21 protein-coding genes are annotated in these 24070 nt (G+C 49.7%); 10 read left to right on the top strand and 11 right to left on the bottom strand.

Going from position 1 to position 24070, the window contains the following annotated elements; translation table 11 throughout:
• Positions 1-32: 32 nt before the first annotated feature.
• The 3 genes from glnT to NC981_RS09465 are packed head-to-tail and all read right to left on the bottom strand — an operon-like array spanning position 33 to position 3291.
• Positions 33-1340, bottom strand: a complete 1308-nt coding sequence (gene glnT / locus NC981_RS09475) for a type III glutamate--ammonia ligase (RefSeq protein WP_348242602.1) — start codon at positions 1338-1340, stop codon at positions 33-35.
• Positions 1337-2356 (bottom strand): alpha/beta fold hydrolase, encoded by a 1020-nt coding sequence (locus tag NC981_RS09470; RefSeq protein ID WP_348242601.1) that lies wholly within the window; start codon positions 2354-2356, stop codon positions 1337-1339. The genes glnT and NC981_RS09470 overlap by 4 nt, the downstream gene beginning before the upstream one ends.
• Positions 2353-3291 carry a fatty acid desaturase family protein gene (locus tag NC981_RS09465; protein WP_348242600.1) on the bottom strand — a complete coding sequence of 313 codons (939 nt, stop codon included), beginning with the start codon at positions 3289-3291 and terminating at the stop codon, positions 2353-2355. Before NC981_RS09465 ends, NC981_RS09470 begins: the two co-directional genes overlap by 4 nt.
• A gap of 89 nt (positions 3292-3380) precedes the next feature.
• Between NC981_RS09465 and NC981_RS09460 the strand changes: the two genes are divergently transcribed.
• Positions 3381-4082: a GntR family transcriptional regulator gene (locus NC981_RS09460; RefSeq protein ID WP_348242599.1), complete on the top strand. Its 702-nt coding sequence runs from the start codon at positions 3381-3383 to the stop codon at positions 4080-4082.
• A 33-nt stretch (positions 4083-4115) separates the two neighbouring features.
• A complete protein-coding gene (gene tsaB / locus NC981_RS09455; RefSeq protein WP_348242598.1) occupies positions 4116-4724 on the top strand; it encodes a tRNA (adenosine(37)-N6)-threonylcarbamoyltransferase complex dimerization subunit type 1 TsaB in 609 nt (202 codons plus the stop codon).
• Here the strand turns inward: tsaB and NC981_RS09450 are convergent.
• Complete coding sequence (locus NC981_RS09450; protein WP_348242597.1) at positions 4721-5164, bottom strand: hypothetical protein; 444 nt, start codon at positions 5162-5164, stop codon at positions 4721-4723. The genes tsaB and NC981_RS09450 overlap by 4 nt on opposite strands.
• A gap of 105 nt (positions 5165-5269) precedes the next feature.
• Here NC981_RS09450 and NC981_RS09445 point away from each other — a divergent pair, with 105 nt between their 5' ends.
• Positions 5270-5758 carry an ureidoglycolate lyase gene (locus tag NC981_RS09445; protein WP_348242596.1) on the top strand — a complete coding sequence of 163 codons (489 nt, stop codon included), beginning with the start codon at positions 5270-5272 and terminating at the stop codon, positions 5756-5758.
• Here the strand turns inward: NC981_RS09445 and NC981_RS09440 are convergent.
• A complete protein-coding gene (locus NC981_RS09440) occupies positions 5751-6095 on the bottom strand; it encodes a hypothetical protein (RefSeq protein ID WP_348242595.1) in 345 nt (114 codons plus the stop codon). The two genes, NC981_RS09445 and NC981_RS09440, sit on opposite strands and share 8 nt — an antisense overlap.
• A 242-nt stretch (positions 6096-6337) precedes the next feature.
• Positions 6338-8608: a PBP1A family penicillin-binding protein gene (locus NC981_RS09435; protein WP_348242594.1), complete on the bottom strand. Its 2271-nt coding sequence runs from the start codon at positions 8606-8608 to the stop codon at positions 6338-6340.
• Between the two features lie 548 nt (positions 8609-9156).
• On the opposite strand from NC981_RS09435, the gene NC981_RS09430 reads away from it, so the two are divergent.
• Complete coding sequence (locus NC981_RS09430; RefSeq protein ID WP_348242593.1) at positions 9157-10497, top strand: NAD(P)/FAD-dependent oxidoreductase; 1341 nt, start codon at positions 9157-9159, stop codon at positions 10495-10497.
• Positions 10498-10628: 131 nt separating this feature from the next.
• Positions 10629-11510 (top strand): tetratricopeptide repeat protein, encoded by an 882-nt coding sequence (locus NC981_RS09425; protein WP_348242592.1) that lies wholly within the window; start codon positions 10629-10631, stop codon positions 11508-11510.
• Here the strand turns inward: NC981_RS09425 and NC981_RS09420 are convergent.
• Positions 11500-11958 (bottom strand): SRPBCC domain-containing protein, encoded by a 459-nt coding sequence (locus NC981_RS09420; protein ID WP_348242591.1) that lies wholly within the window; start codon positions 11956-11958, stop codon positions 11500-11502. The two genes, NC981_RS09425 and NC981_RS09420, sit on opposite strands and share 11 nt — an antisense overlap.
• Before the next feature lie 90 nt (positions 11959-12048).
• On the opposite strand from NC981_RS09420, the gene NC981_RS09415 reads away from it, so the two are divergent.
• The 3 genes from NC981_RS09415 (at position 12049) to NC981_RS09405 (ending at position 16411) form a co-directional block, all read left to right on the top strand.
• Entirely contained in the window at positions 12049-13443 is a 1395-nt protein-coding gene (locus tag NC981_RS09415) for a malic enzyme-like NAD(P)-binding protein (protein ID WP_348242590.1), read from the top strand.
• 120 nt (positions 13444-13563) lie between these two features.
• Positions 13564-13737 carry a twin-arginine translocase TatA/TatE family subunit gene (gene tatA, locus NC981_RS09410; protein WP_190375809.1) on the top strand — a complete coding sequence of 58 codons (174 nt, stop codon included), beginning with the start codon at positions 13564-13566 and terminating at the stop codon, positions 13735-13737.
• 229 nt (positions 13738-13966) lie between these two features.
• Positions 13967-16411 (top strand): ATP-dependent Clp protease ATP-binding subunit, encoded by a 2445-nt coding sequence (locus NC981_RS09405; protein ID WP_348242589.1) that lies wholly within the window; start codon positions 13967-13969, stop codon positions 16409-16411.
• Between the two features lie 65 nt (positions 16412-16476).
• Here NC981_RS09405 and NC981_RS09400 read toward each other — a convergent pair whose 3' ends face one another.
• Both NC981_RS09400 and NC981_RS09395 read right to left on the bottom strand, forming a co-directional pair.
• On the bottom strand, positions 16477-17535 hold the full coding sequence (locus NC981_RS09400) for a hybrid sensor histidine kinase/response regulator (RefSeq protein ID WP_348242588.1): 1059 nt from the start codon (positions 17533-17535) through the stop codon (positions 16477-16479).
• A gap of 192 nt (positions 17536-17727) precedes the next feature.
• Positions 17728-18687, bottom strand: coding sequence for an aminotransferase class IV (locus tag NC981_RS09395; RefSeq protein ID WP_348242587.1), 960 nt, complete (start codon positions 18685-18687; stop codon positions 17728-17730).
• Positions 18688-18933: 246 nt separating this feature from the next.
• On the opposite strand from NC981_RS09395, the gene NC981_RS09390 reads away from it, so the two are divergent.
• Positions 18934-20565, top strand: a complete 1632-nt coding sequence (locus tag NC981_RS09390) for a hypothetical protein (RefSeq protein WP_348242586.1) — start codon at positions 18934-18936, stop codon at positions 20563-20565.
• On the opposite strand, the gene NC981_RS09385 is transcribed toward NC981_RS09390, so the two are convergent.
• Together NC981_RS09385 and NC981_RS09380 are read right to left on the bottom strand one after the other, a co-directional pair.
• The gene (locus tag NC981_RS09385; protein WP_348242585.1) at positions 20562-22373 is read right to left on the bottom strand and encodes an aspartate kinase; all 1812 of its coding nucleotides are present in this window, start codon (positions 22371-22373) and stop codon (positions 20562-20564) included. The genes NC981_RS09390 and NC981_RS09385 overlap by 4 nt on opposite strands.
• 55 nt (positions 22374-22428) lie before the next feature.
• Entirely contained in the window at positions 22429-23667 is a 1239-nt protein-coding gene (locus NC981_RS09380; protein WP_348242584.1) for an alpha/beta fold hydrolase, read from the bottom strand.
• 190 nt (positions 23668-23857) lie between these two features.
• Here NC981_RS09380 and NC981_RS09375 point away from each other — a divergent pair, with 190 nt between their 5' ends.
• Positions 23858-24055, top strand: a complete 198-nt coding sequence (locus NC981_RS09375) for a hypothetical protein (RefSeq protein WP_348242583.1) — start codon at positions 23858-23860, stop codon at positions 24053-24055.
• Positions 24056-24070 lie beyond the last annotated feature (15 nt).

Raw genomic sequence — 24070 nt, 5'->3', positions numbered from 1 at the left:
GGTCAGATAAAAGCTGGCCCCAATCAATGCAATTAGCAATCTAAAGTGTTTTCCAGTTCCCAAGGCGTGACGCAACTCGTAAATTGATTCCATTCTTGGTGTTTGAGCTTGAGATAAGCAGTGGCGAATGGTTTACCCAGCGATCGAGTAATCATTTCATTCGATGCTAAACACCGCAGAGCGTCGAGTAGATTCTTAGGTAACGGTGTTGCTTCACCCACGGGTAGCGGATCAGTATAGCTATTGTTATCGCGTCTAACGCCCGGATCACGTTTTTGAACGATGCCATCTAATCCGGCTGCAATTAATGCGGCTGGTAATAGATAAGGATTCGCTGCACCATCGGCTAAACGGAATTCAAAGCGTCCAGCGTCGGGAATGCGAATCGTATGTGTGCGATTGTTGCCACTGTAGCTCGCTGTGTTCGGAGACCAAGTTGCACCGGAGAGTGTGACAGGTGCATTAATGCGTTTGTAAGAGTTGACGGTTGGATTCGTGATGGCGCAGAGGGCTTCAGCCGAATGCAGCACACCCGCGATGAATTGATAACCGAGTTGGGACAGTCCTAACTCGCCTTGCGGGTCGTAGAAGAGATTTTCCTGTCCGGCATTGTCCCAGAGTGAAACATGGGTGTGGCAACCATTCCCGGTAAGATGGGCGAACGGTTTTGGCATGAAAGTGGCTCGGAGTCCATGCTTTTCTGCGATCGATTTGACCATGTATTTGAAGAACGCTTGTCGATCTGCCGTCACTAACGCATCCGCATACATCCAGTTCATCTCGAACTGCCCGTTTCCGTCTTCGTGATCATTCTGATATGCGCCCCATCCGAGTCCTAACATCGCATCGCAGATTTCGCGAATGACCTCATATTGACGCATTAAAGACTGTTGATCGTAACAAGGCTTGCTTTGGCGATCGCGCCCATCTGCAATCTGTTCACCCTCTGGACTGAGCAAGAAATACTCGCATTCTACGCCCGTTCGCACTCGGTATCCGAGGTCTTGTGCCTGTTGTAGAACTCGCTTTAAAACAACACGCGGCGCTTGCTCTAAAGGCTCTCCGGTAATGGTGTGCAAATCCGCAGCTAACCAAGCCACTTCGGGTTGCCAAGGCAGTTGAATTAAGCTGGATGGATCGGGAATGGCTAAAATATCTGGATCTGCGGGAGTCATGTCTAACCAAGCGGCAAAGCCTGCAAATCCGGCTCCGCTGATTGCCATTTGATCAATGCTTTCAGTCGGAACGAGCTTCGATCGCGCCACCCCAAACAAATCCGTAAACGAAATCAGAAAGTAGCGAATCCCTTGAGATTGAGCGATTTGGGAAAGCGTCGTCATAATGAGTGCTGGAGTAGGGTTTGAATATGCGATCGGATAAAGGCTGCGTCGTTGGGATTGTCATAGGGGTTGCCCGCTCGATGACCCCAGATCGAGTCGATTGCATAATATTCTGCATTCGACAAGAGAGCAGCTTCTGCTGCACAATCTTCCGGTGTAAAGTACAAATCTGTTGTTGCAGGCATTACAAATGTTTTTGCCTGAATCGCACTCATCGCCGCAAGGTAATTTCCCTGGTAGATTGGATTGTCGCTGACATCGCAATGCAGCCAAGTATCAATCATGGCTAAAAGATTGTGCGGGTTGCGCTTGCGGTAGTTCATTTCCCAAAATCGCGTGATGTAGTCCTCCAGCGAACTATATCCAAGCTGATAGTAGCAACCCTCTCGATAGAAAGCCTGGGAAGCCGCCCAACTTGCATAAATGCGGGCAAAGGCTCGAAATCCACGATCGGGCACTGTTTCAAATCGCGTTCCTGTCCAAGCTGGGTCAGCCGTCAGTGCAGTTCGTAAGCTTTGCAGAAAGATGCGATTGTGATCGGTGGTTCGAGCCGTACCGCAGAGGGCAGCAATGCGTAACACACGATCGGGATAAAGCGCTCCCCAGTGGTACGCCTGCTGTGCGCCCATTGACCAACCATAGATCAGGGCAAGTTGTTCAATCTGAAAGAATTCCTGAAGTAGCTGTTGCTGTGCACGAACATTGTCAAAGTGACTAAACCAAAAGCCTTGTTCTTCTAAACCAACATCACTATTGCTGGGCGAGGTTGATAGACCATTGCCCAGCATATTCGGAATGATAATGAACCATTCGCTTGGATCTAAGATTCCGTCGGGGCGGATTAACCAATCGATATCGGTGTGCTGCGCTCCGTATGAAGTGGGGTAGAGAATGGCATTGGTACGATCGTGGTTCAACGTCCCGTAGGTTTGATAGACGATCTGCGCTTCGGGCAAGGTTGCACCACAGTACAACGGGAAGTTTTTCAGCGTAAAACAACTTGCAGATTGGGTCATACTAGCTCTTTTGCAAAGTTGTAGTTCACTTCAACATAGCCTTGATCTTTGAAGGTGAACTGCTCTCTTAACTGTTGGTGTGCTGCGGGAAGTTGATGAAACGGAATTGAGGGATAAAGATGGTGTTCTGCATGAAAGGGCATATTCCACATCAAAAACTGAAGCGGAAATAGGGTTTTGGTCGATCGAGTGTTCGTAAACGGATTGTCATCATGGGTGCATCCGGTATGTTCCGACAACAGAATCATCCGCAGAATCGGCTGTCCAACGGCTAACGGCAGCACCCAATAGACGACAAACCAAGGCTGATGAGCATAGATTGAAACCGCGATCGCAATCGCATACACGGCTAACTGCGATCGGACTGAAAGCATTACACCCGCACGAGCTTCTTCCGAGATGTAGGGATAATCCTCTAACTGTCCCAAAGCAACGCGAAAATGCGTTTTCAGCTTGCCCCACCACCAAGTAATACCGCTCATAGTAATGAGATAGTCTACTAAAGTTTGAGGAAGCGGATCGCCAAGTTCTGGGTCTTTGTCAATCAGTTGGGTGTAGCGATGATGCCATTTGTGATAGCGACGGTAGAACGCACCATTGTAAAAAGATAAGAGACCTGCGATCCAGCAAACGACATCATTCAACAAGTTGTTCTCGAATGCAGTCCGGTGTGAACACTCGTGCATTGGAGCAAACATCGCAGCAAACCCAAACCCGTAAACAATCACGGCGGGAATTGCAATTGCCCAATTGTGTCCTAAATTCGTGCCCCAAAGATAACCGCTAATGCCTAAGATCGCTAAATGTCCAAAAAGTTGAAGCAGCCCCTTCAGGGTCGATCGCGTATTCAACGCTTTCAAAGCTTCGCTACTGAGAGGTGTGTAGCGCTTTGACTCGGATTCAATCAAGTTAGACTCAGAAATGGATGAAGTCATCGTCTTTTTCCTACCATTAAGCTGAACTTGTTATAACAAGCAAGAATAGCAATATATCACCAAAACTCTGTAATGAATGCTACTAAATCATGGGAACTCCTCTACACGCGATAATCTCCAAACAACTACGCGATCGTATGGTTAGCGGTCAGTATAAACCCGGAGATCAACTACCGAGTGAGCATCAATTAATGTCGGAGTTTGAAGTCAGCCGGATTACAGCAAGACGAGCGATCGCAAATCTGATGCAGCAGGGTTTAGTCGTCGTGCAGCAAGGGAAGGGGGCGTTCGTCGCCAGTCAGCAGAAAGTCACGCATTCTTTATCGAGTCCATTGTTGCTCGAAGCAGATATGGCGCAGCAAGGCGTAACGATCACAGTTCGGACGTTAGTGTTTGAATTAGTTACCGTTCCGCAGGATGTTCAGGAAATCTTGGCGGTGTCGATCGCCTACTTTCAAAAGAAAGTATTGCTATTCAATGGGGTTCCGGGCTGTGTTGATATTACTTACATTGTTCCAGAGCTAGGGGAGATTTATGCGGAAGATCTTAAGCAGCAACTCAGCCTCACCGTGCTTGAGAAGCATGGAATTTTTACAGAGAAGCTTGATGCTGTGATTGAATGTACACAAGCAGATGACGAAACCAGTGAGCAATTAGAAGTGCCCCTGGGACATCCGCTCATCGTTTATCAGCACACTGCTTATATCGAAGGGAATTGTGCGATCGTACACGGTAAATCCATCTCACGCGGCGATCGTCTCTGTTATTCGGTACAAATTAATCGAAACTAAGTTATGTCACTCTAAGTTATGTCGCTCTAAGCTATGTCACTTTATGCTTTAGCCATTCACACCAGTAGTCCTGATTTGGGATTGATGATTTCAGATTTTGAGGGCAATCAGCGATCGTCCGTTCAAAATTTAGGACGTGAATTATCGAGTTCGCTGCACGTTCACCTCACCGAATTTCTCAAACCTCAATCTTGGCAAGATCTTGCTTTTCTTGCTGTCGCCATCGGCCCAGGTGGATTTACTGGCACTCGTATCGGTGTTGTTGCCGCCCGAACGCTTGCACAACAGCTAGAAATTCCATTATTTGGAGTGTCGAGTTTAGCAGCGATCGCGCTTCAATCGGGGTACCGTGGCACGATCGCCGTGCAAATGCCGGCGCAGCGAGGTGAACTTTATACTGCAATCTATCAGCGCGATGAAACATTAAAGGTCATGCAACCTGATGCCGTGATGACCGCCCCAGAATGGGAGCAAATAAAACAATCGATTGATTTCCGAGTTGAAGCGGAGCCGCATCAAGGACGCTATGTTGAGGGGATAAGCGCGATCGCGCTCATCAATTGGAAAAAAGGGGAGCGCCCCCATTGGTCAGAAGCGCTCCCCTACTATGGTCAACATCCTGTTGAAACAAAATTAAATTAGTTCGATCGATTCAGGCTGTCTTGCAGGGCATCACCGCTACGCTCTGCGGTATCCGGATACATTTGTCCGAAATCTTTCACCGCTTCGCCTGTTTCTTTCCCAATGCGGTTCAGACGTTCGCCCAAGTTACCGGAAGTTTCACGAGCTTCGCGGTTCCATTCTCCGGTGGTTTTGGGGCGATCGCTGGTGTCACTTTGTAAATCTTGCTTGATCTTGCCCATCAAGTTCTGAGTTCCAGGTTGCTCCTCTGCACTCACCACCCGACGACCTTCGTACAGAGTTTTTTCTTTCTTATTCGGGCTATCTGGCGCACCTGGAGAATAAGACGGATCTGCTGCCGCGTGAGCGACTTGCATCGGGGCAAGCAACAGAACTGCAAACAGTAGAATTGCTAATACAGCGAGACGAAATTCTTTTAACACTAGCTTTAATCTATTCATGAGTCATATCCTCAAAATTGAAGTAACTCATGAATCCTAGAAAGAATTTAGAAAACGATCGTCAACCGGAAGAAAGGTTCACGATGAACCACAGGAGAGATTTTCATGCAACCGTCAACAATTCGCTCAATTCAAGCCCAACCCATCACCGCTGAAGCCTTTCGTCCCTTTGGACAACTGATTCAAGCCTCACCTGACGGGAAAGGCTTCGATCGAGATGATGCTCAGCTCTATCTTGAAGAGGGAATTCCCCGCTTCTACATTATGCGACTCCAGCATCGCGGGCGGAAATTCCACAAAATCACGCGCCATCAGCAGTGCACTCAGTGCCTCGGTTCCCTAGAAGGCAAAGAATGGCTGATCGTGGTTGCGCCTCCAGGTGAAAGCGTGAGTCCAGCGCTCTCGGATCTTAGAGCTTTCCGCATTCCAGGAAACTGCTTCATCAAACTAGAGATCGGCACCTGGCACGCTGGCCCCTACTTCGACGATGAGATCGTTGATTTCTACAATCTCGAACTCAGTGATACCAACCTTGTGGATCACGATACTTGCAATTTGCGCCTAGACTACGGTGTTGAGTTCGAGATTACTTGATCCGAACGCCGTGCGTCTCCACATCGATCGCGCCTTCGATTTCTCGCGCGATCGAAACAAAGTGCTTCAACACTTCCAACGATGCAACGCTCCCCAGGAAAATAACGACTTTTCCTCGCTGCATGACCCTCAATTTCTCAAGATCTCTAGCAGAAAAGCGAACCCTAAGCGCCTGCCACACCCGCTTGACTAAACCATGATGATCATATTCACCATTTAGACCAATTCTCTCCGGTGGAATTGTAGCGAATAGAGAGCAGAGTCCGCTCTCGGAATCAGAGGCTGCGGCAGTTGCCGTAGTAGAAAATTCCCGTAGTTGCACCGATGTTTTTGTCATGTGGCGATGCCAGACCCTTGTATACAGAGGTTGAATTCTGAGATTATTAAAGGTTTCACAGAGCTTTAGGACAATCTATCCTGAGATAGAAGTCCGCCTTACCGTATAATCACTGGTTATAAATGAAACCGGGTAGTGATCGATCGAAGCCCCTATTCTTCTTACCAGAACTGAGATAAGACACGCGATCTGCCATACCGTCGGATCACGTCAGTAGAAATAGCGACTTAATATTGATTGCCCTATTGCCGCACAACTTGCCGCATATAATCACCCCAAAGTTTCGCCGCAAGCCCACTGTTTCCATCCGTGGGCGCATTATTGTCATTGCCCAACCAAACACCAGTGACGATCGTTTGACTCGGAACATAGCCAATAAACCACAGATCTTTATTGTCGTTGGTCGTTCCCGTTTTCCCGGCTTCACCCAGCCCGATCGCGGCACCGCGTCCGGTTCCCGATCGTACGACTCCTTGCAGCAGCGTCGTCATCGTATTCGCAACTTCCGGCGCAATCACCTTTTGATTATTCTCGCCATCTTGATCGGCCTGATAAATCACACGGCAAGTATTGATGTCTTGGCGATTTTTACAGTCTCCACTATCCAGAATGCGCTTAATCGTATGAGGACGGTTTCGTACTCCTTGATTTGCCAGCACTCCAAAAGCACTCGTCATTTCTAGTGGAGTGACTTCGCTTTGCCCCAAGACCAGCCCCGGAACCGCTTTGAGAGTGGACTTTACACCCATGCGCTGCGCCATTTGCACCACTTTGTCTAATCCCACATCTTGAGCCACTCTGAGCGCAACGGCGTTTAACGACTGCGCGACTCCGGTGTAAAAATCTGCCGCTCCGCCCCCGCACCCTGCAAATGTCTGTCCGCCCCAGTTCAAGGGCGCACAAGAATAGCTCGTTCCAGGAGAAATGCCCTGCTCGATCGCAGCCGCATAAGCAAAGATTTTAAACGTCGATCCGGGCTGCCGCAGAGCTTGCGTCACTCGGTTGAACTGGCTTTGTTGATAATCAACTCCTCCAGCCATGGCTAGAATTTCGCCTGTTTTCGCGTCGATCGTCACAACCGCACCCTGTGAGTAATTTGCGCTTGCGCCGCTTGTCGCCACACTATTTCTCAAATTAGTTTCAGCTCTCGCTTGCATTTGGCGATCGAGTCCTGTTTCGACAATAAAATTCCCTTCACTCGCAAGACTGCCACCGAGTAAAGATTCAAGCTCATCAAAGACTGCACTGTAAAAATAAGGAGCGATCGCGCTTTGCAGTTCCTGTCTAGCTCTGGGGCTGATCTCAATCCGCGATCGTCGGGCGCGATCAGCTTCTTCTTGTGCCACCATGCCCTGCTGCGCCATCCGTTCTAGGACACGATCGCGATATTCGATCGCCGCTTTGTAGTTTGTTACCGGATTAAAGCTATTTGGTGCGGGCAGAATTCCCACTAACGTTGCTGCTTCCGAGAGATTGAGATCTTTTGACGATTTTCCAAAGTAAAACTGAGCGGCATCCTCAAAGCCATAAATTCCGCTACCAAGATAGACGCGATTGAGATACGTTCTTAATATGAAATTTTTGCTATAGACCGTTTCGAGCTTGAGGGCTACGATCGCTTCTCGAAGTTTGCGCCCTGCGGAATCTTGTCGCCCGACATAATCCGGCAAAACGCTTCTGGCAAGCTGCTGTGTGAGCGTACTGCCTCCTTCTCGGATCTCACCGCCTCGAACATTGGTAAATAGCGCACGGGCAGTCCCGATCGGGTCAACCCCCAAATGCCAGAAGAACCGCGAGTCTTCAGAAGCCATCACTGCATTAGGGAGATAAGGCGAAAATCCTGAAAGGTTTTCCACTTCAATGTGGCGATCGGTTCTAGGGGTTCGCAACGGCTGTCCATCCCGTGAATTGATCACCACAGGGCCTTGCACCGATTCCGGTAAGGGATAGACCGAAAATCGCTGCCATTCGATTCCAATGACAAATGCAGTTAGGGCGGTCACGCCACTAATCCCGAACAAACCGTAGCGCACCGCTTTGAGATACCACGGCAGCGGGTCTTTATATTGAAGACGGACGGAGGCAGCAAGTTCAGGTGGCCCTAAGCTCACAATATCGCCATTGTAGAGAATCTTTGACTTCAGCTTGCGCTTGCCGCGATACAGCCCATTCGTTGAGCCTTCATCGCGAATCATAAATCTCGATCGCGTCGGCAGTCCCAAGAATTTCCGTTTGCGATCGCGCTTGATTACCGCATGAACCTGGCTGACCACCGGATTGCGAACCACGATATCGCAGGATTTAGAGCTGCGTCCCACCGAATAGCGATCGCCCAGCAGCGGAAAGACCTGCGCTTTCGGCGCATCTGCATCCTGCACCAACAACTCCGGGACACGCGCATTCGGTCTCAACTTCAGCTTAGAGAAATTGATCCGCGTCAACGTTTTCACGGCTTGCGTAAGATTGCCAAGCATGGTTTGCGATCGGCGAGGGGGCAGCGGCGGTTGAGTCATGCAAAAAGAGATCGAGGGACTGCGATTATTCTAGACAAATGTGGGGAGTAGTAATGAGAGTGGGGGATCAAGAAAGATTTCTACGCCCTACTCTCCACTCTCATTACTACTTCTTAAATGGATCATGTTCCGATAAAAGTCGCTCTAATTTGGCCTCATCCACCCGCGACACAATCCATGAAAATAACAGGATTTATTGATTAGTCAGAAGATAAGCGATTCTTAGAACGCTAAGCGATCGCAATAGATACTCCTGAATTTGTCCTGCACCTACCGAAAGCACAAATTAGAGATGAAGAAAGTCGCTCAAATATCAGCAAATTATGACGCTATAGTAAAATCTTCCAAATTCGGTTACAATCTGTCACAAATTTACGATCAGGCTAAGTACACTGAAGTAGAGATCGGGCATTTTTGAACGAGGAGCGAGGAACCGAGATCGATGAGTTGAACGTTATCACCCTATCACTTGGCTTTTCGGACTGCTTTATCCGTTCGAGTGCATTCTTCCTAGCCTTGCCTGCCCACATAAGCATTGTTGACAACCTATGGAACCAGTGACGAACCTGCCCAAGCATCGTGTGGTCATTATCGGAGGTGGATTTGGGGGCTTATATGCTGCTCAAAATCTCAACCGCGCTGATATTGATGTGACCCTGATTGATAAACGTAATTTCCATCTATTCCAGCCGCTCCTCTACCAAGTTGCTACCGGAAGCCTCTCTCCTTCTGACATTTCTGCGCCTCTGCGCTCGATCCTCAGCCGTCAGAAAAACGCCAAAGTGCTCATGGAAGAAGCGATCGACATCGATCCCGAAACTCAGCACGTCAAGACAAATCAGGGATTAATTCCTTACGACTCGCTAATCGTTGCCACTGGAGTCAGCCATCACTACTTCGGCAATGACCAGTGGAAAGATACCGCACCCGGCTTAAAAACCGTGGAAGACGCGATCGAAATGCGCCGCCGGATCTTCATGGCATTTGAGGCAGCAGAAAAAGAAACCGATCCCGAAAAGCGTAGAGCGCTCCTTACCTTTGTCGTGGTCGGCGGCGGCCCAACGGGCGTTGAGTTAGCAGGCGCGATCGCCGAACTGGCAAACAATACGCTCAAGCACGATTTCCGCAGCATTGATACGACCGAAGCCCGGATTTTATTAATCGAAGGGTTAGATCGCGTACTGCCGCCTTACCCGGCTGAGCTGTCTGCAAAAGCAGCAGAATCGCTGACAAAATTGGGTGTTACGGTACTGACCAAAACCAAAGTGACGCAGATCGAGGGCGAAACGCTGAAGATCGAATACAACGACCAGTGCGAAACGATCTCGGCAAAAACGATTCTGTGGGCAGCAGGGGTGAAAGCATCTGGTGTCGGCCGCGTGATTTCTGAGCGCACAGGCGCATCGCTCGATCGGGTGGGTCGCGTCATGGTCAATTCAGACTTAAGCGTTCCGAACCATCCGAATGTCTTTATCATTGGCGATTTGGCGCACTGTGCCGATCCTGAAGGCAAGCCTTATCCAGGAGTTGCACCTGTGGCCATGCAGGAAGGCAAATACGTTGCCAGACTGATTCAAGCAAGATTACAAGGTCGATCGCTCTCTGCATTTAGCTACAAAGATTTCGGTAGCCTTGCGGTGATCGGGCAGAATGCCGCCGTTGCCAACCTGGGTGGAATTCACTTGTCTGGTTTCATTGCTTGGTTTATCTGGATTGTGGCTCACATCTACTTCCTGATCGAGTTTAATAACAAGCTTGTCGTGATGATTCACTGGACTTGGAGCTACATCACTCGCGGACGGGGAGCGCGATTGATTACCAATACGACCTCACCCCCCGTCGAAACGCCGATCGCGCGATCGCTTCAAGAAGAGCCGCTCAAAGTCTAAAGCAGCTGCATCCTCAAGCATTGCGAAAGCAGATGAGAACTGGTTAGGCTCATCTGCTTTTCTTTTGGAGAAGCAGGGGGTTGAGCATTTTTGCTGTCCATACTAAATCGGGCATTGCGTTCTAGTTTGTTATGACCGATCCTGTTGATCCTCAGTCTGAAATTTACCTTCAACAAGCGCAGCAATTTAGCAAAGCGGGAATCTACGACGAGGCGATCGCTGCACTCGATCAGCTTTTGCAGCAGCAGCCGAGTGCAGCGATCGCTTGGTTTGAGCGCGGGAAAGTTTTTTATCAACTACGGCAATACGACAGCGCGATCGCTAGCTTTAAAGAATCAATTTTGCTCAAGCCGGATCACGAACTCGCCTGGAATTTACAAGGCGTGGCGCTCTCTAAGCTTGAGCGTCATGCGGAGGCGATCGCTTGCTACGATCAAGCCCTCAAGCTTCGCGGCACAAATTACAAGGTCTGGTACAACCGTGGTAACGCTTTACTCAAGATCGGATCAATCTACGAAGCTCTCTACAGCTACGAAGAAACCCTAAAACTCAAGCCCAGTTATCCCAAAGCTTGGTACAACCGAGGCATCGTGTTGACGCACCTGAAGCGCTTCGAGGACGCGATCGAGAGCTACAACCGCGCCCTCATCTTGCGCCCTTATTTCTCTGCGGCTCACTACAATCAAGGCAATCTGCTTTACCGTTTAGGACGCTACAAGGAAGCTTTGAAGAGCTATGAGCAGGTGTTGAAGATCCGCCCTGACCTCGATGAAGGTTGGCACAGTCAAGGAAACGCCCTCTATCAATTGGGACTGCTTCAGTGCGCGATCGACAGCTACGATCAAGCCCTGGCTCTCAATCCCGAAAGCGACAAAGTTTGGTACAGGCGCGGTATCGTTCTGAGCCGCATTGGACAGCAGCAGCAGGCGATCGCGTCTTTCGATACTGCGCTCAGCTTTAACCCGAACTTTCTAGAAGCGAGAACACAGCGCGATCGTCTCCTCAGCGGTTGAACAGAGCAGATTTGCTCTGATGCTCGGCGTACTGCTTCAGTTCCCATGCCATTCGCTGAATGCCTTGGCGCTCATCCTGCCGAATAAAAGGCATCAAAAACCGAGCCAGCGTACCAGAGAAATTCTGTCGATAGAAAAACCGCGTTTGATTCACGCCCACGTCCTGAAGCTCTAAAACGTGCTCGTTTCGCAAACCTGGAATCGTTGAGAGCCACTTAAGACAGTAATCAGGCTGAACCAATGTGACGATCGGGCGAAATTGAATTTCTTCTTCTCCTGGTACGCGCAGCAGCGAGAGCGCAACATCGCGCCCCTGAATAAACGGCAGTGAGGGATCACAGTCATATAAAAAGGTATTCCAATATTTCCAGCGCTCTTTGGCAATGAGAATTTGCCACACTTGCGATCGTGCTGCACGAATATCGATTTCGGTGTACAAACTTGGCATGGGTTCTAGTCCTAGTCGTTCGCTTTTTACAATTCCTGACCCTCAAGTGCGGTAAGATTTGCCGAGTCGCAAATCACCCAGATTTTACTCATGTCAGACCTTCTTACTCCCAATTCCAGTTTTAGCTTGACGATTCGGTTTCAGGTTCCCAATCGTCCGGGAATGCTTGCTAGTGTGATTCAAGTGATTTCGGCGCGCGGTGGTAGTTTGGGGCAGATTGATCTGATCGAACAATCGCGGGATATTTCGATGCGTGATATTACAGTCGATGCTGCCAGCACCGAACACGCAGAAACGATCGTGCAGGCGGTCAAACAATTGCCTCATATTAAAGTGCTGGAAGTGTATGATCGCACCTTCACGCTGCACCGGGGCGGCAAAATCAGTGTTGTTAGTAAGATTCCCCTCCGAGGGCAGGCAGATCTCGCGATGGCGTACACTCCCGGTGTGGGGCGGATTTGTACGGCGATCGCGCAAGACCCGAATCGAGTTTACGAACTGACAATCAAGCAAAATATGGTGGCGATCGTCACGGATGGCAGTGCGGTTTTGGGCTTGGGAAATCTGGGGGCGGAAGCATCGATGCCGGTGATGGAAGGCAAGGCGATGTTATTTAAGGAGTTCGGAGAAATTGATGCGTTTCCGATTTGTTTGGCGACTCAAGACACGGATGAAATCGTGGAAACAGTGAAGCGAATTGCTCCGGTGTTTGGGGGTGTGAATCTGGAAGATATTGCGGCTCCTCGCTGTTTTGAAATTGAGGCGCGACTTCAGCAAGAATTAAATATTCCAGTGTTTCACGACGACCAGCATGGAACCGCGATCGTCACCCTTGCTGCTTTGACGAATGCGTTGAAATTAGTTAAAAAAGCCATGTCAGAGGTGCAGATTGTGATTAACGGGGCAGGAGCAGCCGGAGTGGCGATCGCCACTCTTCTGAAAAAGAACGGGGCAAACCGGATTGTGATGTGTGACTCAAAAGGGATTCTTTCGCTCGATCGTGCCGACTTAAACGATCAAAAACGCGCCTTTGCGGTCGAACAATCTGGAAAGCTTGCCGACGCGATGAAGGGAGCAGATGTCTTTTTAGGAGTGAGTGCGCCTGGAGTAGTTACGCCTGAAATGGTGCGGGCGATGGCAACTAATCCGATCGTCTTTGCAATGGCGAATCCGATCCCCGAAATTCAGCCCGAACTGGTGAAAGACGATGTAGCCGTGATGGCAACCGGACGCAGCGACTATCCGAATCAAATTAATAATGTGCTGGCGTTTCCGGGTGTGTTCCGGGGTGCGCTGGATTGTCGGGCTTCTGCCTTTACTACAAATATGTATTTACAAGCAGCGCTGGCAATCGCGTCTTTGATTAAGACGGAAGATCTCGATCGTGAACACATCGTTCCTTCGGTGTTTGATCAACGAGTGGCGACCGTGGTTGCAGCAGCGGTTCAACGCGCCGCGAGAGAAGATGGAGTCGCGCAGCGATAAGCCCCAAATGGGGCACAATCGCCCTAAACGAAGCGGCAATTCTCACGCAAACTCTATCAATCCCGTATCAAACCTGTCCCCTAAACCGCTACATTAAAAACATTGCATCGGAGAGACATTATGTTTAACTTGGGCTGGGTCGAAATCGGAGTCATCTGCGCCGTTGCCCTACTGATTTTTGGCCCAAAGAAAATTCCTGAACTGGGTGGAACGTTTGGTAAAACCCTTCGTAACTTCAAAGAAGGCTTGACTAAACCCGAAGAAACCGACATCTCCGAAGACGATCGTGCCTGAAAGCGAGAAGAGAAATCATCTTTTCTACTCGCTCCTCTCCATCTCCCGACCTAGTACGGTTGTCTCTGCTTTTTGACGGTTATCCTCCCTCGCTGCGATCAAGATTCCCCCGCTAGAGTGGGTGAAAGAACTACAGGAAAGTTTACAACTAACTTAGTTTGTAGCTCTCTGTTGCTGCACAACCCTTTACAAGGCGACAGCACAGACCTCGCATAGTGGAGAAAGCCCGATGTTTGAATACTTCACCGATCAGGCGATTGAGACCATCATGTTTGCTCAGGAAGAAGCCCGTCGGCTTCGGCAAAACGCCGTGGGAACAGAAGCGATTTTGCTGGGCTTGCTCAGACAGGATGACACGATCGCAGCATTGGTTTTAAATAAGCTGGGAGCCGCACTCGAAGCTGGGCGCTCAGAAGTGGAAAAAATTGTCGGTCGCGGATCTGGCTCGTCGTTTGGAGAACTTCCCTTTACGCCCAAAACGCGCCAAATTCTTGAACGTGCGCTGCAACAAGCCCAGATGATGGGAATGCGCTATGTGCGATCGGAGCATATTCTGTTGTCCTTGATCGACGATAACCAGGGTGTCGCGATTAAGGTACTGAAGCAGTTGAACTTGAATCTAGACGAGATTCGCGCTGAAGTCGATCTCGCTCAAACTGAACTTGTCGGTGCAACGAAGCCCGCCGCTCCCCGCAAAGCGGCATCTTCTAATAAAACGCCTGCGCTGAATGAGTTTGGCACCGATCTGACGCAAAGAGCCGCAGAAGGTAAGCTCGATCCGATGATCGGACGGCAAAAAGAACTCGATCGCGTGATTCAAATCCTGGGTCGCCGCTCGAAGAACAATCCTGTTTTAGTGGGTGAACCTGGAGTCGGTAAGACCGCGATCGCCGAAGGATTAGCTCAACGCATTTATGATCAAGCGGTTCCCGACTTGCTGCAAGGTAAGCAAGTGGTGCAGCTTGATATGGGTTCATTGTTGGCAGGAACGCGCTTCCGGGGTGAGTTTGAGGAACGAATGAAGCAGATCCTCGATGAAGTGCAGCAGTCCGGCAACATTATTTTGGTGATTGATGAAATTCATACGCTAGTGGGTGCAGGCTCGACCGGCGGCGGAATGGATGCTGCAAACTTGATGAAGCCCGCTCTAGCACGGGGCGCACTCCAATGTATCGGTGCGACGACGCTGGATGAATATCGCCAGCATATTGAGAAAGATGCAGCGCTAGAACGGCGATTCCAGCCTGTCATGGTGGGAGAACCGACGGTCGAAGAAACGATCGACATCTTGCGCGGATTGCGCGAGCGTTACGAGCAGCACCATCAATTGCAAATCGAAGATGCAGCGGTCGAAGCGGCAGCGAAGCTAGCCGATCGCTATATTACCGATCGATTCATGCCGGATAAAGCGATCGACTTAATCGACGAAGCAGGTTCTTTGGTGCGGTTGCGGAATACTAATCCAGCATTAAAAGCGCTGAAGAAAGAACTGCGGCAGGTTCAGAAAGAAAAGCAAGCGACCGTAGCGGCTCAGGACTTTGATAAAGCGGGTCAATTGCGCGATCGAGAAATCGAACTCGAACGGCAATTAGCGACAGATGTTCCGACCTCTGAGCTTCCGACTGTGAATGAAGAGGATATCGCGCAGGTGATTTCTTCCTGGATGAACATTCCGGTGAGCAAGCTGACTGAATCTGAATCTGCGATGTTGTTGCACTTAGATGAAGTGCTGCATCAGCGAGTAATTGGACAAGATGAAGCTGTGACTGCCGTAGCGAGAGCCGTGAAGCGATCGCGGGTTGGGCTGCAAGATCCGAATCGTCCGATCGCGTCGTTCATTTTCTCAGGGCCTACCGGAGTCGGTAAAACGGAACTTGCGAAAGCTCTAGCAGCAGCGGTATTTGGTTCTGAAGATGCGATGATTCGCCTCGATATGTCTGAGTACATGGAATCGCACACGGTTTCTAAGCTGATCGGTTCGCCTCCTGGATATATCGGGTATGACGAAGGTGGACAACTGACTGAAGCCGTTCGCCGTAATCCGTACACGGTGATTCTGTTCGATGAAGTCGAAAAAGCTCACCCGGATGTGTTCAACATGATGCTGCAACTTTTAGATGATGGGCGGCTCACGGATGCTAAAGGTCGTACTGTCAGCTTCAAGAACACGCTCGTGATTATGACCTCGAACTTAGGCTCGAAAGTGATCGAGAAAGGTGGCAGTGGCTTAGGCTTTGAGTTTAGTGGCGGTTCGGCTGAGTCAGCTCAGTACAATCGCATCCGCACTTTAGTCAACGACGAGTTGAAGCAATATTTCCGACCGGAGTTTCTCAACCGTGTCGATGAGATTATTGTCTTCCGTCAGTTGACTCGCAGCGAAGTGGTTCAGATTGCCGACTTGATGATTCAAGAAGCCGCAGTCCGAATTGCAGAGCAAGGCATTACTCTCGAAGTCAGCGATTGCTTCAAGGAGCGCGTCGTGGTAGATGGTTACAACCCCAGCTATGGCGCGCGTCCGTTGCGTCGTGCAATTTCTAGGTTGCTTGAAGATAGTTTGGCGGAAGCCTTCTTAGCGGGACAAATTCAATCGGGAGATACCGCGATCGCGGATGTCGATGAAGATCAGCAAGTGGTTATTCGTCGTGCAGAAGTACCTGTGACGATCGCCGCGTAGACTGTTCAATCTAATTTTTCATTCAGCCTTTGCAGAGTTGCAAAGGCTTTTTTCATGAGACTTTTTCATAAAGACAGTGGGAGTGTCACCGTGAAGGTACTGCCGACCGTCGGTGTGCTCTCAACGGTGACGCTGCCTCTAGCGGCTGACACCAATTGATGCACGATCGCCAATCCCATACCTGTCCCTGGAATCTCTTTAACATTTGATCCACGGTACAGGGGGGTAAAAATTAGCGCTCGATCGGCTTCCGAAATTCCAATCCCGCGATCCTGAACTTGGAAGATCACATGATTAGTATTGCGAGTCAGGCTTAAATAGATCGGGCTACTGTCCTGTGAATATTTCACTGCATTGGTCAGTAAATTGCTAAGAATCTGTCGTAGCGTCATTTCATCAAACTCGATCATTGGGTGAGCAGATAGACAAACAAAATCAATGTTTGCATTACTGTATAGCTGCTCAATCTCAGCAATTAAGTCTTGGCAAAATTCACCTAAATCAATCCAAACGGGTTCCCAAGACAGTTTTCCAGCCTGACAACGGCAAACCAGCGAAGTACGATCGAGCAGCTCAGCGATATGTTGTACCGAGTTTCGCGCCAGGGCTAAGTGATCGAGCTTTTGCAGCGATTGGGGCGACTGTTCTGCTTGTTCCATTAGCTCGATCCAATCTAAGGTAATTAGCAGGGAGCTAAGCGGATCGCGGAGTTCATGTTCAACGGTATGCAAAAGCTCGATTTGTTTCTGGTTGTCGCTTAACTGCTGGGCTAACTGGGTTTGGATGCGGTGGTGACGCAAGTTTGCGCGAATCGCTGCGTCGAGCAGGTTCTCTTGATAGGGATAAGCCAGACAGGGCAGATCGATCGGAATTTCAAACGGCTGGCTTTCTGCGTTGAAGCAAATGATAGGTAGATCAGCCGCTTCGATCGCGCCAACTGTTTCACTCTCAACTTTTTGCTTTTCTAGCAACACCAGATCTGGTTGCTCAGCATCGATCACATCCTGTAAGGTCAACGATTTGGATGCAACGATAGTTTTATATCCCAAGCGCTGCAAACGATATTTGAGATCAAGCGTAATCCAGGGTTCTTCTGCAATAATCAGAACTTTTACGATCGACATGCCATCTGAGTCCTAATGATCGGCTTAAATCCGTCTAGCTGACTCAGCATACAAAAAAAACGTGCCTCTAATTCGTTGAATGATGCTAATTCTGCTGTCCAACTGATTTATAAAAGTGCTGGAGGAAGAAAGGGCGTAAATTTTGCCCTATCCCCCTACTTTCACACTGGACTCAGGAAACTGCTATCAATCTCACGCTGCACCTGTGCATTCGATCGACGCAAATGCAGTTTTACGCTGAGCTGGAACAAATGAAAAATCAACCGCAGGGTGCGGATCGATTCCTAAAGCTGCATCGAAAAAGCGATCGCTAATCGCATTGATAATCGGAGTTTCGCCGTACTGAGTCGTTTCAATCGAGCGAACAGGGGTGATTTCTGCCAGCGTTCCCGCCAGCGCAACTTCATCCGCAATCAAAAGCTCGGTGCGCTCGATCGGGCGACGCTCAAACGGAATTCCCATCGATTTACACAGGCTTTCAATGATGTCAACCGTGATACTTTCCAGCGCTCCTTCCCAAGTGGGTGGCGTGAAGACTTTACCATCCCGTACCACTAATACGCAGGTCTGCGTAGTTTCCGCAACTCGTCCAGCTTGGTTGAGAATAATCATGTCCGAGTAACCCCGATCGCGTCCTTCGATCTTCACCAAGCGAGCAACTTGATAGTTCGTGCTGGTCTTGACGCGACAAGGCAGCGCTAAATCGGTGCCGCGTTTCCATGGAGTCACACCGAGATCGATCGGATCGGGGCGCTTCGTTGGGGTGTGGTAGGCAGTCAGAACTAGGTTGCTCGTGCTACCTTCTCCCCAGAAACCTTCATCTCCGTAGAGAGTGGAGCGAATCCACATATTGCGATCGCGCTGATAGAGAAGTTTCACCAAATCGTGATGTGCTTTCTCAAATTCCTCATAGTTCATGTCGAACGGGATGTAGAGGATTTTTGCCGATCGACGCAAGCGCTCGTAATGTCGCCGCATGGCCACAATTCCAAACCGTCCGTCGGGTTGCCAATAGCCTTTTAGACCTTCAAAGACATTTAGACCGCGTAACACTGCTTCACTAGAGATGTGAAAATTTGCGTCTTCCCAACGGGAAATTTTCCCGCCAAAGTATACGTATTCTGGTTTCTGGAGTTGGGTAATGCCAGCCATAAAGTTAAAAAATTAAGAAAGGGATTACGGGTAGAGCGTCATCGCCAAAGGCAGCGCTCCATCCTTTTATCGGTAAAAACCGAACCCTTGTCAGCAATTGTACGGAGAACTTTATTAAAACCTCTTATGAAGCTTTGATGCTTAAACCTCTCTTCAAAACTTTAGGTGCTTAATTTATCCGGTGATCTGAATAATTGTGGGTCGATCGTCCAGTATTGTGAGGAGGGCAATACAGGGTAACGCGGCATGAAGGCTCAAGGTTCTCGCAAAGATCTTTCGGTTCTCTGGCTGTATTTGAGCTGGGGAATTGCGGTATTTTATGCGGGATTGGCGATGCGGGAGGCATTTTCAGCCCCGATCGTCATTCAAGATGATGCGCGGGTTTACTTGATTGGGATGCAGCGATTTGTCGATCCGGAAGTGTTTCCGAAGGATTGGATGGCAAAGTATTTTCATTCCGTCACCCCTGGGGGATTGGGGATGCTGTATTGGATCGGGACGCAGCTTGGACTTGCACCTGTGTTGATGAGTAAATTGCTGCCTGCGGGGTTGAGTTTGCTGCTGGTGTGGTACGGCTATCGGTTGACGCTGGCATTATTTCCGGTGCCGATCGCTGGATTTTTCAGCAGTGTGATTTTGTTGCAAAGTTGTTGGCAGCGCGATGATTTGGCTTCGGCTTCGCCGCGATCGTTTTGGGCGCTGTTGCTGACTGCGTTTCTGTACTATTTCGTCAAACGTGCTTGGCTTGCGATGGCGCTTTGTGTTGCAATCATGGGATTAGTCTGTCCGCTGGCGGCGGTGTTGATCGGGCTGTGGCTTGGGGTGCGCGGGGCGTGGGGATTGTTGAAGCGACGATCGGAGCGGATGGAATGGATCATTTTAGGAGTGACGATCGCGCTGTTGTTGCCGTATGTGTTGAGTCAGTCGGAGTTTGCGCCGACTGTGAATGCGGCTCAGGCACGATTGATGCCAGAATTTCAGCCTGGAGGACGGTTGCCGTTTTTTCATCCGAATCCGCTGCGGTTCTGGTTTGATGGCACCGATAGCGGATTCCAGATTTCGTTTAATCCGCCGCTGATTGGACTGGGGTTAGTGTTGCCGTTGCTGGTACGTTATCGCGATCGCTTTTCCCAATTGCAAGCGTTAAAGCCGGATTGGATTTTGTTGCCGCAGCTTGCAGGCACCGGATTGATCGGGTTTTTCCTGGCTCATGCCCTGTTTGTGAAGCTGCATTTTCCCAGCCGCTACACGACGCATAGCTGGCGAATTGCGATGGCGATCGCGGCGGGAATTGTGATTGCGATCGGGCTTAATCGGTTGAAGTCTTGGAGAATTGGAGCGCTGATTGTTCTTAGTGGTGCGATGCTGCTCTATCCGCATTTGGCTTGGCGCGATTTTCCCAATACAGGCTATGTCGCTGGTAAGCACCCAGCATTGTATGAGTTTCTCAAGACAACTCCGAAATCGACGCTAACGGCTTATCTCGGTGAAGATGGTAATAATTTACCGATGATGTCTTTACGATCGACGCTCACTGCACAAGAGTATGCGGTTCCGTTTCATTTGGGCTACTACTTGCCGATGAGAAAACGGGCGATCGACTTAATCGAGGCTCAATATAGTGAAAGCTTAGAACCTGCCAAACAGTTGATTCAACAATACAAACTCACACATTGGTTACTCGATGCCAATGCGTTTGCACCCGATTATTTGAGAAGTTATCGCTGGTTTCGATTGTTTGAGCCGAATGTCAGCAGTGCGATCGCCACATTAAAGGCAGGTCGAGTTCCGGCGATGCAGAACATTATTGGGAAATGTGCGATCGCATCTCCCAATAATGTGACTGTGCTAGATACCGCTTGCATTCTAAAGAACTAAGCAGACACCTGAATCCGCTCGGTTCCCGCCAAGTCAAATGCTGCGTGAATCGCTTGCAGTGCCATCACACCTTGATCTTCTGCCACAACACAACTGACTTTAATCTCAGAGGTTGCAATCATCTGAATGTTAATTTTGTGCTGATAAAGCGATTCAAACATTCGCGCCGCGATTCCCGGTTGTCCCACCATGCCTGAACCCACAATGCTGACTTTGGCGATCGCGCTATCGACCACGACTTCCCCATACCCAATCTCCGATCGCGCGGCTTCCAGCGCTTGTCTTGCATTCTCCGCGTCCATTTGCGCCACAGTAAACGCAATATCCCGCGTCATCACGCCATCAATCATGCGGCATCGCTGCGACTGAATAATCATGTCAACGCTGATATTTTGCCCTGCCAGCAGTTGGAAGATCTTCGCTGCCATACCGGGACGATCGGGAATGTGGCGAACGGCGACCTGTGCTTGCTTCAGATCGAGCGCCACGCCTCGGACTGCAGCGGAATTGGGCACGATCGCAACAGGCGATTTGATTCCCGATTGTGAGATCTCGAAGACTTTGCAAAGTGCAGAGATCGCGCGATCGCAATCCGCCTCATCAACCACACAACTGACTTTGACCTCAGAGGTTGAGATCATCTGAATGTTGATGCCTGCATCCGCTAAAGTTGAGAACATCTGCGCGGCAACACCCGGACGACCGATCATGCCTGCACCCGCGATCGTCACTTTCGCGATCTTTTGCTGAATCATCACGTCCGGAGCGAGTTCCGCTGAGAGCGAATATCCTGCGGTTAATGCTGGAATGATTGCATTGGCAACGGCTTCGGCACGAGTGAGAGAATTTTTGACAACCGTGAAAGCAATATCATTAGAATTGCCTTCGTGAATCGATTGAATAATCAGATCAACATCGAGTTTCTGACTGGAAATTTCACCGAATAATTTTGCTGCCACACCCGGACGATCGGGAACCCGCAGCAGAGCCACCTTCGCTTGATCCGTATCGAATTCAACCGCATCCACCGGACGCGCAATTTCCAAGCCTTCGAGCGATCGCGATTGCGGTTGCGGAGAGCGTACCCAAGTGCCCGGATCATCTGTCCAACTCGATCGCACCACCAGCGGCATTCCATAGTTTCGCGCAATCTCAACGGCACGAGGATGCAGAACTTTCGCGCCTAAGCTAGCAAGCTCTAGCATTTCATCACAAGTAATTTCGCTCATCAGTTGAGCATCTTCGACCAAGCGCGGATCAGCCGTCAGAATACCGGGAACATCTGTGTAAATTTCGCAGAAATCTGCCTTTAATGCTGCCGCTAACGCCACCGCAGAAGTATCCGACCCGCCGCGTCCGAGGGTTGTAATCTCCCAGTTTTCGGTGCTGCTGATGCCTTGGAATCCAGCAACGACCACCACTTCTCCGCGTTGTAAATGGCGCTCGATGCGATCGGTTTCAATTTTCAGAATGCGGGCGCGGGTGTGGTGCGCTTCGGTGATAATCCCAACTTGAGCGCCGGTCATCGAAATCGCCGGCTGTCCGGCTTCTTGGAGTGCCATACTTAGAAGCGCGATCGACACTTGTTCTCCGGTCGATAACAGCATATCCATCTCGCGACGGTTCGGCATTGCCGAGATTTCAGTTGCCAATTTCACTAAGCCGTCTGTGGTTTTTCCCATTGCCGAAACGACCACAACTACAGAATTGCCAGCTTCAACCGTTTTTTTGACTCGTTGTGCAACTGCTTGAATCCGTTCGACCGTTCCGACCGATGTTCCCCCATATTTCTGAACAATTAGCGCCATTTCCCCACTCCCAAAGGTTCCACTGAACCAAGTAATCAGTTTGATTTTATCGTGCCTAAGCTCCGTGAATCAGGATTTTTGTGCGGGGGGCTGGATTGATAATTTCGCTTTGAATCCAATTCACTAATTCAGCATTGACGCGCTCTGGACATTCATCATGGGCGCAGTGTCCCGCATTGTCTAATTCAACAAGCTGCAAGTTGGGATTGTATTTAAGGAATTGACGCGCAGAAGCAGCCGGAATCATGCGGTCTTGCTTGCCCCACAAAAGTAGAACCGGAGTGCGAATGTTGCTGAGAATCGATCGCACACTCGGACTAAACTTGGGGTGCACCATTGCTTTGAGAATCGCACAGAAGGCGCGGGCTGAATCGCGTTCACGCGCTGGCTTCGTCAAGATTTCGAGCAGTTCATCGGTAATGGCTTCTTTGCCTGCATAAGCGACCGCGACCCAGCGACGAATCACTTGAGGATGACGCAGCACATGAAACAAGGGGTACAGCAGCCAAGAAGAAATGAAGATCGTTTGAAGGAACTGCACGATCGGGCGCATCACAGCAGGCATCGTCTCATGATGACTTGCGGTATCCGGCAAGCTGATCATTGCCACACCCCGCACCATTTCAGGATGTCTTGCGGCTGCAACGGAGCAAACCAGCGACCCGATCGAATTTCCCACTAAGATCACAGGCTTGCCTTGACCAATGCAAGAGCGCCAAAACTCATAAACCTGATCGACCCACAAATCGATCGAGTAGCGAATGTCAGGTTTATCCGACGCGCCGAATCCTAATAAATCCAAAGCGTAAACACTGTGATCCTTCGATAGCGCAGACATATTTTGCCGCCAATGCCCGATCGAGCCGCCAAAACCATGCACAAAGATCAGAGGGACTTGGCTTTTCGGATTCGGAAAAACGGTGTGATGCACTTTCCAACCGCGCCACGGGAATGATTGCTGATAGCCGAATCGCTGTAATCGCTCAATGGTTGGGAGATCTGGAGCCGATGGAGGCTGCGAAAATACGGGCTGGAAGCGATCGTACAGCTTTAACGCCATCGTATCGGAATCGGGGCTAAGAATCAGCCAGCCAAATGCAAGAACACTCACCATAAAAATCTGCGCTAGATCAACGGCAGAAGGGAGACCGTTGATAAAGGCAGTGATGGTGCGATCGATGATTGCAAATAGCCAAGCTAGATTACCAAACTCCCACAGGTCTGTTTTGAACTGAGTTAAGAACGGATTCACGTGCTGGAGAAGGGTGCGCGGCTGAAACATGGAACTAGTCATCACTGTTCATCTCTAGGTTCCTCTACTATGCCGTGCGCCCAATGACCTACCCTCTGTAGTTGGGTTAGTCCCTCCGGCCCAAAAGGCGAATTCAGGATAGATACGAAACTTTACACTAACCCTTCTTCCGACAGATTTTGCTTCTCTAAACCTTAATTGAATAGAGGGATACACTAATTGCGAAAAAATCATGCCAGACTCTTTTAGCCATAGATCTAGCCCTACAAAAACCAATACGAACCAAAACGGTTTGATTGATTCAGATCCAGGCAATACACCCACAGAACCGGATTTCAGTCGGGATGATCAAGACGTGACTCCGGTAAATGAAGCGACATTCGAGCGCCCGCAAGAATCATCAACGGAAAAAGAACAGAAACAGTCCTAGCGAACATCGTTACTT

This window comes from Leptolyngbya sp. DQ-M1, assembly GCF_039962505.1.
Lineage (GTDB): Bacteria > Cyanobacteriota > Cyanobacteriia > Leptolyngbyales > Leptolyngbyaceae > Leptolyngbya.
This window is presented reverse-complemented; position numbering and strand designations above follow the sequence as displayed.